Source organism: Corynebacterium minutissimum (genome assembly GCF_000805675.1).
In the GTDB taxonomy this organism is placed as follows: Bacteria; Actinomycetota; Actinomycetes; order Mycobacteriales; family Mycobacteriaceae; genus Corynebacterium; species Corynebacterium minutissimum.
The window spans coordinates 1-17,367 of the sequence record NZ_JSEF01000006.1 but is presented as its reverse complement, the minus strand read 5'-3'; the positions used below and the strand labels follow the sequence as shown (position 1 = coordinate 17,367).

The window sequence follows — 17,367 nt, the reverse complement described above, 5'->3', positions numbered from 1 at the left end:
AGTTCTCCACCAAATACGTTGTGTCGATCGCTTACTGGATATTCACGTCGACGCTTGCCGGAAGGTCGATGCGCATAAGAGCGTCAACGGTCTTCGGGGTCGGGTCGAGAATGTCGATGAGGCGCTTGTGAGTGCGCATCTCGAAGTGCTCGCGAGAGTCCTTGTACTTGTGCGGAGAACGAATAACGGCGTATACGTTCTTCTCGGTTGGGAGCGGCACCGGACCAACAACACGAGCACCCGTACGGGTTACGGTCTCAACGATCTTCTTTGCAGAAGCGTCGATAGCCTCGTGGTCGTAGGCCTTCAGCCGAATGCGGATCTTTTGTCCCGCCACGCTTATCCTCTTCCTCGCTTCCCCACTTTCACATTCCCGGCCTATCCGGGGCGTGAAGCGGTGGGAAATTGCTTCTCGATTTCTCTATAACGTTGTCCGGGCTTGGAGCCTTGGCGCAACGCCAGTTGTCTGACTGTCATGACGACCATGAGATACAGCGCTAGGCAAATGCCCAGCCCGTGCAGTGCTCATGACGGGGTACAAGACCCGTAGTCAAAGTCAATAGGAAGAAGACTGGGGCGTTCGATCACAGATCTGCAACCAAAGTCTTATTCATATACTGCCGCTGTTTATTTGCCATGCTCCTTCTCCGGTCCATCGTCTCGGGGGTGTCTCTGCTCAAACGCGGACCTAGCCCGATCAGATGACCTTCGAGTGCGACTCATCCAAGCCCCACAACAAAGGTGTCATGTTCGCTTTACCAGCAACAACGCCCTACAAGCTTGTGCCTGCGGCTACGTTGCTGTGTTAAAGCAACCCCTGTATTTAAGCATGTAACCTCCCGTTTTCCAAACCGCTACGAAAACCGTGCCTAAAATCACGTTTCAACTAAAGTTTGGCTCTCGACCCGACAAAGTCGTAGTTCAGGGATAAGCTCGGGAATAGCGGGCATGTGCCGCCCGACTAGATCACCCCACCCCGAGAACTGAGAGGGATTCACCATGGCTGAAAACACCACCCCGAAGGACGTTGCTGAGAAGACTGAAGCCGCCACCCCGGCAACCGCCCCGGAACGCAACAAGAACCTGGAGACGGAATTCGGCACCACCCGCATTGACGACGTCGTGGTGTCCAAGATCGCTGGTATCGCTGCTCGCGAGGTCTCCGGCGTGGCCGCCCTCGGTGGCGGCGGTGCCCGCATGATGGGCTCCATCCGTGAGTCCTTCGGCGCCTCTGAGGACGTCCGTCAGGGTGTGTCCGTGGAGGTTGCCAACGGCACGGCTTCCATTGACATCGCCATCATCGCTGAGTACGGCGTTGCTATCCACGAGCTGGCTGAGGCCATTCGCCGCAACATCATGAATGCCGTCGAGCGCATGACGGGCCTGTCCGTGGACCGCGTCGACGTGGTAGTCCACGATGTCAAGCTGCCGCGGGAGGAGCAAGAGTCCGAGGACACCACCCCGGCCGTCACGCAGGGCCAGGCTTAAGTGAGTCAGCAGACCCCACAACTCACGGCGGAGGCCGCGCGGGCGATTGTGGAGGCGGTGACGGGCCTGAGGGGCGTCGCCAAGCTCAGCCCCGGCAGATTCGGCGAAGTGGCCCTGCTCTTCCCGGGCGAGCGTATCCACGGCATCTCCCGGCCCTCACCGCGCGATGATACTTACCTTGAGCTGCACGTTGTCGTTGACGTGAGTAGTGGCGTCGTCCTCGCCGAGCTTGGCGACGCCATCCGGGACACCGTCCGCAGTACCTGGCCGACCGCACGTACCGTTGACGTTGTCTTTGCCGATGCAGTTGACAGCCCTGCTGCCTCCCCACAGAACTAAAGGAAAACCATGAAGAATTACACCTCCCTCGGCATTCTCGCCGGCTTGGTTCTCGCCTTTTTCATCTACCTCGGCGTCTGGTACGTCGTTCTCGCGGTTCTTTTGGCCGCGATTGGCGGCGTGGTTGGCGCGCACTTCGACGGCCGCATCGACCTCACCGCCGTATGGAAAGGCGTGGTTGGCCAGGATAGAGGCCAAGGCTAGTGACGACTCCGTTCGACGACACAGGCCGTACCTACTTCTCACTGCGGGCAATGGAGAAGGTGATTAGCTCCGCCATTGCCAGTGTGCCGGGAACCGCGGCTGTCGACGCCAAACTAGCCGGCCTCGCCGGCCGAGCCTTTCCGCGTGTTATGGCGCAGATGGACCCGGATACGAAGGTCGTGGCGGTTGATGCGGACATTGCCGTGTACTGGCCGTCGCCGGTGACTGATGTGGCGTCGGCAGTGCGCACTGCGATTTCAGAGGCCGTGTTGGACTTTACTGGCTTTCGCACGACCCGCGTCAACGTGACCGTTGGTGGTGCGGTGGCAGGTGAGCGCACATCGGCACTTGAGGTAGCTGCGCGCAGACCGCTGAGCGCGCGTGTTCCGGCTTCTGTGTCTCCCCGTGAGCTAAGGCCCGTGACGACCTCGCGTGGCGTGGCGGTGCGCCAGATTGCCACTCCTAGCCCGGCCGCTGTGCGGGGCGTTGAGGTGCCCGTGGAAACGGCGGTACGGTCGGTGGGTTTGCTGGGCGATGTTCCTGTGCGAAGCTCCGGCTTTGCTCCTTCGACGCAGCGCTACGAGGAGTTGCGGCCTATCAGCACTGCTCCCCAGCAGCGCCTGCGCGACGTCCACACTCCTTCACCTCTGCCCGTGCGGCCGGTGGAGATGCCTGGTGAATTCCGCCTGCAGCGCATTGAGACACCCCGGCCGGTTCAGCCGCGTTCGGTCGAAGCACCCCACCCAGTTCAACCGCGCCGCGTGACTGCACCGCAGCCGACTGCTCTGCGCCCGGTGGAGATTCGCCCCTCGGCGGACTTCACCCGCCAGGTGGACGTTCCCCGGCCGGCCCCGTTGCGTGCCATTACCATTACCCCGTTCGGTGAAGGAGCCCACCATGAGTGAGAAACCACAGCCGGTCACGTTAGGCCAGCGCCCTAAGGCCTCACCGCCGGCGCGAACGTGGACTGTCATCTTGGGCATCGTGTTGCTTGCCGCCGCCGTGGTTGCGGGCCGGGAAGCCTGGGTAGTCGGCGCGGACGAAGGCGGGCAGTCCTGGCTGCAGCCCTTTATCGACGTCATGTCGAAACCCGACATTGCGACGTGGATGCTTATCGGCGGTGGCATCGGCATTGTGGTGGGTCTTATCCTGCTGTGGGCAGCCTTTGCGCCGCGTAAGACGACGCACGTGCGAATCGCCTCAGACGACGCGTCCATGTGGCTGCGCGCGGTGGACATCGCGCGTATTGCCTCTGCGGCTGCTCGCCGCGTTCCGGGTGCCAGTGCTGCGCGCAGCCGGGCCAAGATTTCCGCCAACCGCGCCAGCCTAACCGTTACGGCTACGGGTGACCTGGAGGATGCCCAGCTCAAGGAACGCCTCACCGATGCGGTAGAAGCCGCGCTGGCTGCCATCTCGCCGAGCCCTGAATTCACCGTTGTCATTGAAAACGACCAGGAGGAGATTGCCAATGTCTAGAAAGCTGGCCGGCGTGGACCGCACGATCCTCGCCATCCTGGGCATTGTGCTCATCGCGTTAGGCGCGTGGCCGATTCTCATTCACTTCAACGTGGACTTCGCTACTTACCTGGCGAAGTGGGTTGACCATGACACGTGGGCTGGGCTGCCGGAGCAATCCTGGTGGGTTTATGCCTTGGCTGCTGCCACGGTAGTGCTGGCTTTAGTGGGGCTGTGGCTTATCATTGCCAATCTGCGTCACCATCGGTTCAATACCGTGCATTCCGATGCCTCCAATGAGGACGGCGCCATCAAGACCAGTATGGCTGCCATCGCCGGTGCGGTGGCCGATACGTTGTCCAACATCGAGGGCATAGAGAAGGTCTCGCGCTTGGTTGCCTATGACCGTGGCCGCCCAACGCTGCAGTATGAGGTTCTCGCTGATCCGGATACCCCGCTCATGCGCATCAAGGATGCCATTGAGGTCAATGACAGCGATTTCCGTGCGGCCTTCCCGGACGCGGACCTGGATACCACTTACAAGGTGCACTTCACCAAGGTGCGCAGCGCCATCGCATAAGTCCGTTCTCGGGTTAAGCCCCTCGCCACGAGGGGCTTTTCTCGTTCCGGTTGCGGGGCCTTTGGGCCTGCTTTAAGCTTCGTGGCCATGGGGGTACTAGAAACCTACTTCCACTACCGCAACTCGGGGATCGCGCTAGTGGAACAAGCATCCAGCTCACCCGACGAGCTCCGCGCGCTCGGCGCCGACGCAGCCGACGCCACAGAACTTGCCCACCTTCACCGCACCTACTTCGGGCAAACCCGCTTCACCGGCAAACAACGCAAAGCCCGTGCCGCCGCGGTGGCACAACAACATAGCCTTAGCATTCTCACCCTGATTGAGTCCTACACCGCCAAAGTCAACAAAGACCTCGATGCCTGGAACCTACGCATAAAACTTGCCGGAACACCTGCCCACAAAATCCGCCAGGTCGCCACCACACGCCTTAAAGAGCTTAAGTCCAAGCGCGAAGCTAAACCCGGGGTACGCTTCACCTACCGCTCTAAGGGCCCGAACTCCATCACCATCACCGACACCCCCACCATCATCGCCGACATCAGAGGCACCCTAGAATCCGTCAACAAAACAAACCTGCTTGAGGCTGCCCGCACCGTCATTGTCACCGGCGGAATCGGCACCAAACCCGCCGTACATGCCCAAGTCGTTGTCACCCTCAACGAACTCGACCAAATTATTAACGGTGATGGGGAGGAAATAGAACTTAACCTCACCAACGGCGCGCGCATGACAGGCGCAGACTTCTTAGCCTACAAGTTTGCCGAGATTGGCTACGCCACCATCATCCACCCCCTTGAAGGGCCGGTTAACTCTTATAGAATTCAGCGGCATGCCAGCTGGAAACAACGCATCAGCCTGGCTGCTGAATTCCAAACCTGCTCTAGGCCCGGCTGCAACAGGCCAGCTGATTACTGCGAAGTCCACCACCTCATCCCCTGGCAGGCCGGAGGTTTTACCAACATTAAAAACCTCACCTTTCTGTGCGCCTACCACAACGGTATTAACGACGATGACCCTAAACGGCCCACCGGGCGTGGTTACATGTTCCGGTTGAATACGGGGGTGAGCTACATCCCGCCCTGGGGTGTGCCAATTACCGCCATGCCCGAATACCAAGAAGCCACAGCCAGACTCGCCACTGAGAAAGCAACAGGACAAGCCACAGGTCAGCCACCCGACCCGCCGCCAGGAACAGGGCAACCACCCGACCCGCCGCGTGCAGGCTAACCGCCCGCACGCAGGCGCAAAGAACGATGTAACCCGCCAACCACACCACGGTCAGCGGGCACATCGGCGATCCTAGGTATCTAGGACGGGGACCAGGGCTCGTTTTCGACGAGAATGATGTCCTCAACGACGCCAAATGAGTGCTGCGTGCCACGGGACAGATAAACGTTGAGGGGTGAGCCGGGCTCGCATTTCTCGATACAGTCCCAGGAGAAGTCGGCGCGTGCGAGCTCGCGGTTCTTACGTTCGATGACATGGAGACCGTGGTCAAGGATGATGGTCTCGGCTGCGGTCCGGATGAACCATACGCGGTCGCCGACGCTGCGACGCTTGAGACCGTCCAACGAGCGCCTATCGTCCTTCAGCCGGGTAACCGAGTGGACGATACCGAAGCGGTGCTCGAAACCTTCGGTGTCCGCGATGACTAGGGGCCGTCCGGGTCCGACGGGCCGCAAACCTGATACGGGCCACGCAACCGGCTGGCCCTTCACGCCGTCCTTTGACATTGGGCGAACTACAGCGTGGGACGTCTCCGATGAGGCTCCAGGTGAGAGCGTCACGCGGTGAGTATCGGTGACGGTGAGCCAGAGGCCGTGGGTGATGAGGGAGGCGTCGGAAAGCGGTAGCAGGGGCGGGTGGACTCGAGCCATGTCCTCCAAACGCCTCGTGAGATCCTCGTCAGACACACCCCAACCATAGCCTTCTGCCGCTAGCATGCCGAAGAGCGTGCCCAGGGGCAGATCGGGTTGGCCCTCCCAGGTGGCGCGAAGAGCAGCGAGAGTGCGATCGATACGAGTCGGATCAAACATGACACCCAAGCCTAGTCTTCCCCCAAACGCAAAAGCCGCCCAACCCCTACTGGGATTGAGCGGCTTCAGGATGTTACAACATCCCGCTAATCACTGAGAATTAGTCGAGGATCTTGGTAACGCGGCCAGCGCCGACGGTACGGGAGCCCTCGCGGATAGCGAAGCGCAGGCCCTCGTCCATAGCGACCGGCTGGATCAGCTCTACGGACATCTCAACGTTGTCGCCCGGCATGACCATCTCGGTGCCCTCCGGCAGCTTGATGACACCGGTGACGTCGGTGGTGCGGAAGTAGAACTGCGGACGGTAGTTGTCCATGAACGGGGTGTGGCGGCCGCCCTCTTCCTTCTTCAGGACGTAGACGGAACCCTCGAACTTGGTGTGCGGGGTGTAAGCGCCCGGCTTGATGCAAACCTGGCCACGCTCAACCTCTTCACGCTTGGTACCACGCAGAAGCAGACCACAGTTGTCGCCAGCCTCGGTGTAGTCCATCATCTTGCGGAACATCTCGATACCGGTAACGGTGGTGGACATGGACTTGTCCTTGATACCGATGATCTCGATGTCCTCGTTAACGTTCAGGGAGCCACGCTCAACACGGCCGGTAACAACGGTACCGCGGCCGGTAATGGTGAAGATGTCCTCGATCGGCATCAGGAACGGCTTGTCCAGCTCGCGCTCCGGATCCGGGATGGAGTCATCGCAAGCCTGCATCAGGTCAACGATGGACTGTGCCCACTTCTCGTCGCCCTCAAGAGCCTTCAGAGCGGAGATGTGAACGATCGGAGCTTCCTCGTCGTAGTCCTGCTCAGCGAGCAGCTCACGGATCTCCATCTCAACGAGCTCGATGATTTCCTCATCGTCAACCATGTCACACTTGTTCAGTGCAACGAGGATGTACGGAACGCCAACCTGGCGGGCCAGAAGAACGTGCTCGCGGGTCTGCGGCATCGGGCCATCGGTTGCAGCAACAACCAGGATAGCGCCGTCCATCTGAGCAGCACCGGTAATCATGTTCTTGATGTAGTCGGCGTGGCCCGGGGCGTCCACGTGTGCGTAGTGGCGCTTCGGGGTGGAGTACTCAACGTGGGAGATGTTGATGGTAATACCGCGCTCCTTCTCCTCCGGAGCCTTATCGATGGAGTCGAATGCGAAAGCGGTGTTCTCATCCGGGTAAGCGTCAGCCAGAACCTTGGTGATCGCTGCGGTGGTGGTGGTCTTGCCGTGGTCGACGTGTCCGATGGTGCCGATGTTCACATGCGGCTTCGTACGCTCGAACTTCTCCTTTGCCACTGTTTTGTCCTCCTGGACTCTATGGCGGCTACGTATTTCGCAGCCACGTGGTTTGTATTGCCATTGGCACTTCGAGCCGAAGCCCATAAGCGCTAATGACGCTTTCTTTACGTGCCAGTTACACGATCCTAGATTTATGCCGCAGTTTTTTCAAACTGCCTCAATAGGAGGTAACCCCGCGCATAATGTGCGGTCGTTGACCCTCGACAAGAATCAATTAACAGGATCCTGGGAGGGTAACGGCCGGCTCAACGCACACATTCTTCGCTGCGCGCTCAGCCGACCGCTACCCCCAGCGCAGGGAGCTGGCGGTCTACTGGCGAAGACTACCAGCCCCATATCGCGGGCAAAACGGCGGGGCCGCTTAGGCCTTGGTACCGGTGCGCTCCTCGATGATCTCCTGAGCCACGGAGGACGGAACCTCAGCGTAGGAATCGAAGACCATGGTGAAGTTTGCACGGCCGGCGGTGGAAGAACGCAGGTCACCGATGTAGCCGAACATCTCGGACAGCGGAACCTTAGCCTTAACTACCTTGGCGCCGGAGCGGTCCTCCATAGCGAAGACCTGGCCACGGCGGGAGGAGATGTCACCGTTCACGGTACCCATGTACTCCTCCGGGGTCACAACCTCAACGGCCATGATCGGCTCAAGCAGAACCGGCTTTGCCTTAGCAACCGCTTCCTTGAGGACCTGGGAGCCAGCGAGCTTGAAGGCCATCTCAGAGGAGTCAACGTCGTGGTAAGCGCCATCCTCGAGGGTAGCCTTGATGTTCACCAGCGGGTAGCCAGCGACGAAGCCGTACTGCATCGCATCCTGGATACCAGCGTCGACGGACGGGATGTACTCCTTCGGAACGCGGCCACCGGTGACGGCGTTCTCGAACTTGTAGGTTGCGGACTCGCCCTCTTCCAGCTCCTCCGGCTCCGGGTTGTACGGCTCGATGGTGACGATGACCTTTGCGAACTGGCCGGAACCACCGGTCTGCTTCTTGTGGGTGTAGTCCAGGGACTCGACCTTCTTGCGGATGGTCTCGCGGTAAGCAACCTGCGGGTTACCGATGTTGGCCTCAACCTTGAACTCGCGCTTCATGCGGTCAACCAGAACGTCGAGGTGCAGCTCGCCCATACCGCCGATGACGGTCTGGCCGGACTCCTCATCCAGCTTGACGGTGAAGGTCGGGTCCTCTTCCGCCAGCTTCTGGATAGCGGTACCCAGCTTCTCCTGGTCAGCCTTGGTCTTCGGCTCAATTGCAACCTGGATAACCGGATCCGGGAAGTCCATGGACTCCAGGATGATCGGGCTATCCGGGTTGCAGAGAGTATCACCAGTGGTGGTGTCCTTCAGACCGATGAACGCGTAGATGTTACCGGCGTCGGCGTGCTCAACCGGGTTCTCCTTGTTCGCGTGCATCTGGAAGAGCTTGCCCACGCGCTCCTTCTTGTTCTTGGTGGAGTTGAGCATCTGCTCGCCCGGAATAGCCTGGCCGGAGTAGACGCGGACGTAGGTGAGCTTGCCGAAGAACGGGTGCACGGCAATCTTGAATGCCAATGCGGAGAACGGCTCCTGAACGGACGGCTTACGGGTCAGAGCCTCCTCACCGTCGAGGGCGGTACCGTTGACCTCGCCGACGTCCAGCGGGTTCGGCAGGTAATCAACAATGGCGTCCAGCAGCGGCTGGACACCCTTGTTGCGGTAAGCGGTACCACAGAAGACCGGGTAGATCTCGGAGTTCACGGTCATCTTGCGGATGGCGCCCTTGATCTCCTCAACGGTCAGCTCTTCGCCACCGAAGTACTTCTCCATGAGCTCTTCGTCGGACTCTGCGACGGTCTCGAGCAGCTTCTCGCGGTACTCCTCAGCCTTCTCCTGCAGGTCGGCCGGGATTTCCTCGATGGTGCCATCGGTACCAATCTCGGTCTTGCCACGCCAGGTGATGGCCTGCATGTTGATCAGGTCGACGACGCCGTCGAAGTCATCCTCAGCGCCGATCGGCAGCTGCATAACCAACGGCTTTGCACCGAGGCGGTCGACGATGGTGCCGACGGTGAAGTAGAAGTCAGCACCCAGCTTGTCCATCTTGTTGACGAAGCAGATACGCGGAACGTCGTACTTAGCAGCCTGGCGCCACACCTGCTCGGACTGCGGCTCCACACCTTCCTTACCGTCGAAGACAGCAACAGCGCCATCAAGAACACGGAGGGAACGCTCAACCTCAACGGTGAAGTCAACGTGACCCGGGGTGTCAATGATGTTGATCTGGTTGTTGTTCCAGAAACAGGTCACAGCAGCGGACGTAATGGTGATGCCGCGCTCCTTCTCCTGGTCCATCCAGTCAGTGGTGGCGCCACCGTCGTGGGTCTCGCCGACCTTACGGTTAATACCGGTGTAGAAGAGGATGCGCTCGGTCGTGGTGGTCTTACCAGCATCGATGTGAGCCATGATGCCGATGTTGCGGACCTTGTTCAGATCCTTAAGCACTTCTTGTGCCACAGTTAATACCCCAACTTAATTGTCGTCGACGCCGGAGCCAGCTCAGCACTGACCCACATTTCACAGACGTCTTCATGGATAGGTCTTGATCTATTTTGCCACGTCTAGGCTAGCGCGGCAGCGTGAGGAACTCAGGGCACCTCACATATGGGCTGCCACTGTCCCGCTGTGCATGTTACTGCATGACGTTTTTGACTGTGCATGCAGGGCGTTCAACTCCCCAATACACAAAAATGGCCCGAACAACGCTATTAAAGTTGTGTTCTGCACTCAGCGCGTGGAGGTGTCCTCTCTTCAAGAACGCCCCTTCACACTATCGGCGCAGGTAAACGATGATGTCGTTGTTCGGGCCAGGAAGCCATGTGGCAACAGTATTCCGCAGGAATTACCAGCGGTAGTGGGCGAAGGCGCGGTTAGCCTCAGCCATCTTGTGAGTATCCTCACGGCGCTTGACGGAAGCACCCAGGCCGTTGGATGCGTCCAGGATCTCGTTAGCGAGACGCTCGATCATGGTGTTCTCGCGACGCTGGCGGGTGAAGGTCACCAACCAACGCAGTGCCAGGGTGTTGGAACGAGCCGGCTTAACCTCAACCGGGACCTGGTAGGTAGCGCCACCCACACGGCGGGAGCGAACCTCAAGGTCCGGGCGGATGTTGCCCAGAGCCTTCTCCAGGGTGCCGACCGGGTCGGTACCGGTCTTCTCGCGGCAAGCCTCGAGAGCGCCGTAGACGATGCGCTCAGCGGTGGACTTCTTGCCGTCCTTAAGGATCTTGTTCACCAGCATGGTGACCTGCTCGGAGTTGTAAACCGGGTCCTTGACTACAGGACGCTTCGGTGCAGCATTCTTACGCATTGTTGATTACTGTCCCTTCTTTGCGCCGTAGCGGGAACGAGCCTGCTTACGGTCCTTCACGCCCTGGGTATCCAGTGCGCCACGGATAATCTTGTAGCGAACACCCGGGAGGTCCTTCACACGACCACCGCGGACGAGCACCATGGAGTGCTCCTGCAGGTTGTGGCCCTCGCCCGGAATGTAGGCGGAAACCTCGATACCGGAGGTCAGACGAACACGAGCAACCTTGCGGAGAGCAGAGTTCGGCTTCTTCGGGGTGGTGGTGTACACACGAGTGCACACGCCGCGACGCTGCGGGGAACCCTTAAGGGCTGCCGTAGCGACCTCGGCCTTCTTGCTGTGGCGGCCCTTGCGGACCAGCTGCTGAATAGTTGGCATAAATCTAGTCTTTCTGTATGACTTCGGCTTCAACTGATCAAGGAAGGCGGTCAAACATGCAAAAATGGGGGCTCTTCTCCGGGGCCCTTCCGCATGTCCAGAACTTCCCTCGACCGTGTGTGGCCGAGAAACTGATCAGACTTTTCATCTCAGACAAAGATGAAACCGTCGGTTAGATTACCACCAGCCCCCTGATCTGCCAAAATCCCCCTTTTTGGCTACGTCCACTCCCAGGTGAGGTCGGCATCCACCGCGATGTCGGCGAAGTAGTTCTTCTCCTGCTTCTCCCAGGTTTCGAACCATTCCTCATAAGCGGGGTCGCGCTCCAGTGCGCGTTTGCGGCGCTGCTCACGCGGCCCATCAATGCGGACAGTCACGACAGATCCGCGTTCTTTCGCCGCGGCAATATTCTCCGCGGTGACGGAACCAACACCTTCCACGATGAGGTCATCGCGCGCGTCCAGGCTGGCCCAATCCTTGGGCGCATTCGTATCCCAATCCCAGCGCCAGTAGCCCGGGTTGTTCTCCCGCAGAACCTGTTCAGCAACCATGACGGAACCGGCCTCCAGCCCACGCCAGCCGGGGTAGAACTCATCGAGGTGGACCACGCGCCAGCCTGTACGTTCCGCCAAGGCCACTGAGGTCCATGTTTTGCCGGCGCCTGAGGGACCGTCAATCAGCACGGTTACTGGCTTGAGCGGGCGTTTGCGGGAAGCTGAGAGCTTAACCACGTCCTCCAAAAGCCGTTCCATCTGGCTGTTGTAGTCAACGTCCTGGATGTCGTGTGTCTCCTGCATGAGTTTTCTTTTCACCACTTCTGGGTTTGCGCGTGCAGTCACGGTGCCGCGGAGGTCTTAGAGACCGAAGAACCTCCACGAACCACTTAGCACCGAAACTACCACCGGAAGTGCAGCGAGGATCACACCCGCGGCCATCACCAGCCAGTCTCGTTGCTCAAGACGGGAAGAACGTGCCCACGTGCGCTGGCCACCGCCGGGCGGAGTACGGCCGAATCCGCGCGCCTCCATCGCCGTGGCAAGCTTGCCGCCGCGGCGCAAGGCAAGAACAAGCAACCCGAAGGACATGGTGATGAGGTGCTTAATGCGACCTTCATCCGTCAGTCCGCGCGCGCGACGCGCCATGGCGAGGAACTGCCAATCCGACTTAAACAGCGTCATCATGCGCACGCCGGCCACGGCACCAATGACGAAGCGGGACGGCAGCTTGAGGATTTGGGAGAGGGCGTCACCCAGCTCAGTGGGATCGATAGCGCGCGCGAGCACCACCATGGGCAGCGCCACTGCAAAGACGCGAATGGTAATGGCTATGGCGAGCTCAATCGAATTATCACTCACCGTAATGAGCCACAAGCTAAAGTACTCGCGCCCACCCGGGGCACCATAGAGCAGCATCGAGATGCCAGAAATCGGAGCGATAAGGAAAAGGAACCAGCCTGCTTTTAGCATGCGCAACCACGACACCCCACACAGCGGGGCAAGGAGCATGGTCAGCGCCAGTGACACTCCCCCGGACACCACGTCCACGGAGAGCAACAATGGGGTGACCCACACGAACATGAGGAAGATACGGGTCAGCGGATTAACTCCGCTCAAGAGGCCGGCAGAAGGCGCGCCCCGTGTACTCACCGAGGAGGGACGAGACGAAGAAAGATTAGGCACGAGTCACCTCCACGTGGTGATCACCCAAGGCGGAAATAAAGAGCGGGTCATGCGTCACGGAGGCAATCGTCGTTCCCTCATCGGCCATGCGGCGCAGCAGCCATACCAACTCGCTGAAGGTGTGGGGATCTTGACCGAAGGTGGGTTCGTCGAGAAGCAGCACCTCCGGCGCACTCACCAGTGCCGTAGCTACGGACAGACGGCGCTTCTCCCCTCCCGACAACGTGAACGGGTTGGCGTTGAGGAGGTGGCCTAAGCGGAGGGCGTCGACAAGCTCGGCAATGTGCGCCTCGGGGACTTCACGACGCATAACTTTCGGCCCCACGCGCAGCTCCTCAGCCACGGTGCGGGCGACGAACTGGTGCTCGGGATTCTGGAAGACGAAACCGATGCGGTCAGCCAGCTCCCGGGACTTCCACTCCAACGGCGAGCCCTTCAGACCACGCCGCACGAAGTCCGCGACCCCAATCTCACCCGACTCCGCCGGGAGGAGACCTGCCACGGTCATCATCCACGTGGTCTTACCCGCACCATTCGGACCCGTGAGCACCGTTGACGCCCCCCGGGGCAGCTCAAAACTACGTGGTGGGCCGAAGCGCGTGACCAAGTCAGTAGTCCACAGGGCGGGCTCGCTGTGCTTGGCGGCATCCCTCGCGTCCGGCAAATCAGTAACTGCGCGGTTCGCCACGACGCTGTCAAGCGGCCCATCCGCCACGATGCGCCCGTCCTTGAGCTCAATAGCTCGGTCCAGCACGCCTTTCCACGCGGCGTGCTGGTGCTCGACCACGATGAGGGTAGCTCCGGTGCGCTCCACCATGGTGGAAACGGCCTCGATGACATCGCGCGCACCTTCCGGGTCGAGGTTCGCCGTGGGTTCGTCGAGCAGCACAACGCCCGCGCCCATGGCAATGACGCCCGCCAAGGCGAGGCGCTGCTTCTGCCCGCCGGAGAGCCGCTCGGTAGGAAAGTCGAGGTCAACATACGGCCCCACCATCTCCAGCGCGGCAGTCACGCGCTGCCAGATCTCCTCGCGCGGGTAGGCCAGATTCTCGCAGCCAAAAGCCACGTCATCGCCCACGCGCGCAGCAATCACCTGGGAATCAGGGTCCTGAAGCACCAAGCCCACCGGGATGGTACGGCCGGGCTGCTCGACGGTGCCGTGGGCATCCTCCAGCAGAATCGACCCGACTCGCGTACCTTCATCATCCCCTCCCAGCACACCCGCAATGGCAGCCAGCAGCGTGGACTTCCCCGAACCGGAATCGCCGCACAGCAGCACCTTCTCCCCCGGCTCGACAACAAAGTCAATCTCCGCGAGCGCAGCCTCGCGCCTGCCCGCATGGGTCCAGCCGTAGCCGCGGGCCGAAACCTTCGTGGCCCCCGCAGCACTTACTTCACTCATACTGCGAAAATAACCTCACCAGCACTCCGCTATTGACCTCACCAGCACTCCGCAACTAGGCGGAATGCTGTTCACGGCCAACCGCGAAGCGATCAAGAGCACCGGTCTTAGCCAGAGCCTTCACCACGAAGTAGCCCACCGCACCGGCCAAAATAGCACCGGAGATACTCAGTGTGACGAAGTAGATGATGTTGAACTGCAGGGTCTTGCCCAGGTTTCCGGAGGTAAACAGCTCCAGCACGAAGGCACCCCAGCCGGCCGCCATGCCGCCAAGCATGGCAACGCCCAGACTAAAGCGGCGGTAGAGGAAGATGGCGAGGACGATCTCCACACCAATGCCCTGCGCAATACCTGAGTAAACAGTACTAATACTCCACTGCGAGCCCAGCAAGGTGGACACGATGGCAGCTATCAGCTCCACGTAGAGTGCTGCACCCGGCTTGCGGATAACAAGCCCGCCAATGACACCACCGATGAGCCAAATACCCGTGGCAATACCACCCAGGCCCGGGGTAAGCGCATCCATAGCCTGGAACCAGGCGTAGCCCACCGTGTTCCACACCAGGAACACGAAACCACAGGCTACACCCAACACGGATGCCACCACGATGTCCACGACGCGCCAGTTCAGGCTACGCGGTGCGGCACCAGAAGTACTCTCGCCAGAAGCACCCGCACCAGACGTGGATACAGAATTCATTTTTCCTCCCTCTCGCCGGCATTACCCGGATCAGGTTCAACGGTTCGCCGCAGCACTGCGGCATCTCAGCTTCCGTCCACGCTCGAAAAAGAAAAACACGCGAGGACGAAGAGCACCCGTGACGTGTGTAGTTAACAGCTAAAAGCACAGCTAGCTTAGCAATCTCGGACCAAAAGAGCACATCCACTCCACCGACACAAATGCAGGAAGCGATATAGAATCCACCCCAAAACTCCAAACCACAACAATCTCAAAAGCGAGAAACGGAGCCAACCACCATGCGAGCTATCAAAATCATCCTCAAAGTCATTGGAGTAGTACTTATCTGCATCATCGTCCTCGTAGCAGGCGTATGGATTATTCACACCATTAATGCCAAGCGATACGCGATGCCAGAGCCTCCCGAAGGTGGCGACGAACGCATCCTTAAAGAAGAAGGCGTTGAGAAGATCTCCGGCGACTACATGCAGGGCTTCCACCTCACCCCGCAGGGCCAGCACCTCGCTCCGCAGGGCAAAGCCCACCCAGGCACGGTCGTGGTATTCGGCGGCTCCGACGGTGGCGCCAACGTTGAGCAAGCAAGGATGCTGCGCGATAACGGCTACGACGTGTTGGCCCTCTACTTCTTTGGCAAGCCGGGTCAGAAGGAATTCATTGATGAGGTGCCACTCGAGTTCTTCGACGAGGTCATCGCTTACGTCAAGGAGAAAGGAAACGGTAGCGAGCCGCTCACTGTCATCGGCACCTCAAAAGGAGCAGAACTCACCGCCAATCTGGCGGCCCGCTACCCAGAGATCTCTAATATCGTTCTCTACACTCCTGCCGACCACACCTTTGGCAGCCTGACCTATCAACAAGGAAGCGGCACCACCAGCTGCTTCACTTGGAAGGGACAACCAGTCCCCTTCGCCAAAGAACAAGGCTCGGAGATGGGCACAATGCTCTTCCGCTTCGCTTTGGGCCTTCCCGTGTCCTACCGTGCCGGCTACGAAGCCAACGTTGCCGCCGCGGCGCCAGACTCCATCATTGACCTCAGCGATTTCCACGGCCACGGCCTTCTCTTCGCCGGCACTGAGGACGCCATGTGGCAAGGCGACGTAGCCGCCGAAACCTTGGCCGCTCAGAACAAGAATTTAGAGCCCCACATCTATGACGGCGCGGGCCACCTTTTCCACGAGAACATCGAAGAACTCATCGGCCCCTCCTGGGAAACCATGTTTGGCGGCACCGTTGAGGCTAACCGCAAAGCCAAGTTGGATTCTGACCGCATCCTGCTTGAGCACCTCACCGAGTGGCACACCCAGTAAAGCAAGGAGCACATCAACCGGCAGAAGCTAAGCCGGAAAACTAAAACACCCCGTCGTGTCCTCTGACCTACACGACGGGGTGTACTGACACCAGCCTCAACGAAACCAGTGACCATGAGCCTTCACAACAAGCGGCTTAAGGAAAGGAAAACGCTATAAATCGGAAGACCCAAGACTAAATGAAATAACTAGACAGTATTTCGGAATAATCAATCAAATCAGGAGTAAGGAACCAGGCGGCTGCCACCAAAGCAATCGCACCAGCAGCAGCGCCTGCTCCATCAACTCTCCAGTTAGGCGGGAAGGATGACGCCCCTTCCCAAGCGATGTCCAATTATTTACAAGGCGGACACAACCCTTGCAGCAGATGCACTACTTGGAGGAACCTTCCTCATCAGCACCCGGTGCACACGCATCAGCCAACAGGCCGATAGCCAGAGCACCAGCAGCAATCAGAGCCACAGCACCAGCAGCCTGGTGGTAATCAGCACCGAAACGCTTCAGCTGAGCATCAATACCAGCCATCTGCTTAGCCAACGGACCATTAAAGGTGTTGGTCTGCTGCTGCAGACGCATGTTCAGGTCCTGAATCTGCTTGTTAATCGGAGCCAAGAAGTCCGACAGACCCGGAATATTCATCTGGGAAGCCAGACCAACCGGAATCAGGAACAACAGCGGCAGACCGATACCCAGACCAGTGTTGATGCAACGCTCAGACAGGTTGGAGGACAAGCCACCCTCACCCGGCTCCTCACCAGGCTTCTGGTCATCCGCATCAGCAGGCTTACCCGGCTTGGAGTCAGCATCATTCGGATCCGTCGGCTTACCGTCGTTCTTAGAACCGGTTACCTCATCACCATCTTCGGTGCCATCACCATCAGAGTCAGGGTTGGTCGGATCCGTCGGAGCACCCGGCTTACCGTCCTCAACCTTGTTGCCGTCCTTATCGAACGGGTTCTCAGAACCGTCAACCTCAGCACCATCCTTGATGCCATCACCATCGGTGTCAGCCTTATTCGGATCGGTACCAAGCTCCTTCTCCTGATCGTCAGTCAGACCATCACCATCGGAGTCCTTGCCCTCGTTGTCATCGCCCGGCTTGGTCGGCGGAACCGGCCAGGACGGACCCCACGGAAGACCCGGAATCATCGGCTTCTTCGGCTT

The 17,367-nt window shown here is 59.5% G+C and carries 18 protein-coding genes and 1 pseudogene; 8 read left to right on the top strand and 11 right to left on the bottom strand.

What is annotated here, in order from left to right; all coding sequences use genetic code 11:
- Positions 1–31: 31 nt before the first annotated feature.
- Complete coding sequence (rpsJ, locus tag NX84_RS03125; RefSeq protein ID WP_003848085.1) at positions 32–337, bottom strand: 30S ribosomal protein S10; 306 nt, start codon at positions 335–337, stop codon at positions 32–34.
- Between the two features lie 662 nt (positions 338–999).
- Between rpsJ and NX84_RS03120 the strand changes: the two genes are divergently transcribed.
- From NX84_RS03120 to NX84_RS03090, 7 genes are all read left to right on the top strand, one after another.
- Positions 1,000–1,488 carry an Asp23/Gls24 family envelope stress response protein gene (locus tag NX84_RS03120; RefSeq protein WP_039673696.1) on the top strand — a complete coding sequence of 163 codons (489 nt, stop codon included), beginning with the start codon at positions 1,000–1,002 and terminating at the stop codon, positions 1,486–1,488.
- Entirely contained in the window at positions 1,489–1,827 is a 339-nt protein-coding gene (locus NX84_RS03115; RefSeq protein WP_039673694.1) for a hypothetical protein, read from the top strand.
- A 9-nt stretch (positions 1,828–1,836) separates the two neighbouring features.
- Positions 1,837–2,031, top strand: a complete 195-nt coding sequence (locus NX84_RS03110) for a hypothetical protein (RefSeq protein WP_039673692.1) — start codon at positions 1,837–1,839, stop codon at positions 2,029–2,031.
- Positions 2,031–2,936 carry an Asp23/Gls24 family envelope stress response protein gene (locus NX84_RS03105; RefSeq protein ID WP_039673690.1) on the top strand — a complete coding sequence of 302 codons (906 nt, stop codon included), beginning with the start codon at positions 2,031–2,033 and terminating at the stop codon, positions 2,934–2,936. The genes NX84_RS03110 and NX84_RS03105 overlap by 1 nt, the downstream gene beginning before the upstream one ends.
- Positions 2,929–3,507: a DUF6286 domain-containing protein gene (locus NX84_RS03100; protein ID WP_039673687.1), complete on the top strand. Its 579-nt coding sequence runs from the start codon at positions 2,929–2,931 to the stop codon at positions 3,505–3,507. Before NX84_RS03105 ends, NX84_RS03100 begins: the two co-directional genes overlap by 8 nt.
- Positions 3,500–4,066, top strand: coding sequence for an Asp23/Gls24 family envelope stress response protein (locus tag NX84_RS03095; RefSeq protein ID WP_039673685.1), 567 nt, complete (start codon positions 3,500–3,502; stop codon positions 4,064–4,066). Before NX84_RS03100 ends, NX84_RS03095 begins: the two co-directional genes overlap by 8 nt.
- An 87-nt stretch (positions 4,067–4,153) precedes the next feature.
- On the top strand, positions 4,154–5,293 hold the full coding sequence (locus NX84_RS03090) for an HNH endonuclease signature motif containing protein (RefSeq protein WP_039673683.1): 1,140 nt from the start codon (positions 4,154–4,156) through the stop codon (positions 5,291–5,293).
- Between the two features lie 80 nt (positions 5,294–5,373).
- Here NX84_RS03090 and NX84_RS03085 read toward each other — a convergent pair whose 3' ends face one another.
- The 9 genes from NX84_RS03085 to NX84_RS03045 form a co-directional block, all read right to left on the bottom strand.
- The gene (locus NX84_RS03085; RefSeq protein WP_039673681.1) at positions 5,374–6,102 is read right to left on the bottom strand and encodes a hypothetical protein; all 729 of its coding nucleotides are present in this window, start codon (positions 6,100–6,102) and stop codon (positions 5,374–5,376) included.
- 100 nt (positions 6,103–6,202) lie between these two features.
- Positions 6,203–7,393 (bottom strand): elongation factor Tu, encoded by a 1,191-nt coding sequence (tuf, locus tag NX84_RS03080; protein WP_039673679.1) that lies wholly within the window; start codon positions 7,391–7,393, stop codon positions 6,203–6,205.
- A 364-nt stretch (positions 7,394–7,757) separates the two neighbouring features.
- Positions 7,758–9,884 carry an elongation factor G gene (fusA, locus tag NX84_RS03075; protein WP_039673677.1) on the bottom strand — a complete coding sequence of 709 codons (2,127 nt, stop codon included), beginning with the start codon at positions 9,882–9,884 and terminating at the stop codon, positions 7,758–7,760.
- A 385-nt stretch (positions 9,885–10,269) separates the two neighbouring features.
- Positions 10,270–10,737 carry a 30S ribosomal protein S7 gene (gene rpsG, locus NX84_RS03070; RefSeq protein ID WP_039673675.1) on the bottom strand — a complete coding sequence of 156 codons (468 nt, stop codon included), beginning with the start codon at positions 10,735–10,737 and terminating at the stop codon, positions 10,270–10,272.
- A gap of 6 nt (positions 10,738–10,743) precedes the next feature.
- Positions 10,744–11,115, bottom strand: coding sequence for a 30S ribosomal protein S12 (rpsL, locus tag NX84_RS03065; RefSeq protein WP_039673673.1), 372 nt, complete (start codon positions 11,113–11,115; stop codon positions 10,744–10,746).
- A 218-nt stretch (positions 11,116–11,333) separates the two neighbouring features.
- Entirely contained in the window at positions 11,334–11,912 is a 579-nt protein-coding gene (locus NX84_RS03060; RefSeq protein ID WP_039673671.1) for an isopentenyl transferase family protein, read from the bottom strand.
- Positions 11,913–11,969: 57 nt separating this feature from the next.
- A complete protein-coding gene (locus NX84_RS03055) occupies positions 11,970–12,692 on the bottom strand; it encodes an energy-coupling factor transporter transmembrane component T family protein (protein WP_052319640.1) in 723 nt (240 codons plus the stop codon).
- A gap of 94 nt (positions 12,693–12,786) precedes the next feature.
- Positions 12,787–14,196, bottom strand: a complete 1,410-nt coding sequence (locus NX84_RS03050) for an ABC transporter ATP-binding protein (protein ID WP_039673669.1) — start codon at positions 14,194–14,196, stop codon at positions 12,787–12,789.
- A 55-nt stretch (positions 14,197–14,251) separates the two neighbouring features.
- On the bottom strand, positions 14,252–14,896 hold the full coding sequence (locus tag NX84_RS03045) for an ECF transporter S component (RefSeq protein ID WP_052319639.1): 645 nt from the start codon (positions 14,894–14,896) through the stop codon (positions 14,252–14,254).
- A 278-nt stretch (positions 14,897–15,174) separates the two neighbouring features.
- On the opposite strand from NX84_RS03045, the gene NX84_RS03040 reads away from it, so the two are divergent.
- Positions 15,175–16,203, top strand: coding sequence for an acyl-CoA thioester hydrolase/BAAT C-terminal domain-containing protein (locus NX84_RS03040; protein WP_039673667.1), 1,029 nt, complete (start codon positions 15,175–15,177; stop codon positions 16,201–16,203).
- A gap of 372 nt (positions 16,204–16,575) precedes the next feature.
- Here NX84_RS03040 and NX84_RS12760 read toward each other — a convergent pair.
- A pseudogene (locus NX84_RS12760) lies at positions 16,576–17,367 on the bottom strand (hypothetical protein); the annotation flags it as partial.

What these genes read in the sequence shown, in the direction of transcription:
- NX84_RS03120 (WP_039673696.1), top strand. Translation starts at nt 1,000, where the DNA reads ATGGCTGAAAACACCACCCCGAAGGACGTTGCTGAGAAGACTGAAGCC.
- NX84_RS03110 (WP_039673692.1), top strand. Translation starts at nt 1,837, where the DNA reads ATGAAGAATTACACCTCCCTCGGCATTCTCGCCGGCTTGGTTCTCGCC.
- NX84_RS03100 (WP_039673687.1), top strand. Translation starts at nt 2,929, where the DNA reads ATGAGTGAGAAACCACAGCCGGTCACGTTAGGCCAGCGCCCTAAGGCC.
- NX84_RS03095 (WP_039673685.1), top strand. Translation starts at nt 3,500, where the DNA reads ATGTCTAGAAAGCTGGCCGGCGTGGACCGCACGATCCTCGCCATCCTG.
- NX84_RS03090 (WP_039673683.1), top strand. Translation starts at nt 4,154, where the DNA reads ATGGGGGTACTAGAAACCTACTTCCACTACCGCAACTCGGGGATCGCG.
- NX84_RS03085 (WP_039673681.1), bottom strand. Translation starts at nt 6,102, where the DNA reads ATGTTTGATCCGACTCGTATCGATCGCACTCTCGCTGCTCTTCGCGCC.
- rpsG (WP_039673675.1), bottom strand. Translation starts at nt 10,737, where the DNA reads ATGCGTAAGAATGCTGCACCGAAGCGTCCTGTAGTCAAGGACCCGGTT.
- rpsL (WP_039673673.1), bottom strand. Translation starts at nt 11,115, where the DNA reads ATGCCAACTATTCAGCAGCTGGTCCGCAAGGGCCGCCACAGCAAGAAG.
- NX84_RS03060 (WP_039673671.1), bottom strand. Translation starts at nt 11,912, where the DNA reads ATGCAGGAGACACACGACATCCAGGACGTTGACTACAACAGCCAGATG.
- NX84_RS03055 (WP_052319640.1), bottom strand. Translation starts at nt 12,692, where the DNA reads ATGTTCGTGTGGGTCACCCCATTGTTGCTCTCCGTGGACGTGGTGTCC.
- NX84_RS03050 (WP_039673669.1), bottom strand. Translation starts at nt 14,196, where the DNA reads ATGAGTGAAGTAAGTGCTGCGGGGGCCACGAAGGTTTCGGCCCGCGGC.
- NX84_RS03045 (WP_052319639.1), bottom strand. Translation starts at nt 14,896, where the DNA reads ATGAATTCTGTATCCACGTCTGGTGCGGGTGCTTCTGGCGAGAGTACT.
- NX84_RS03040 (WP_039673667.1), top strand. Translation starts at nt 15,175, where the DNA reads ATGCGAGCTATCAAAATCATCCTCAAAGTCATTGGAGTAGTACTTATC.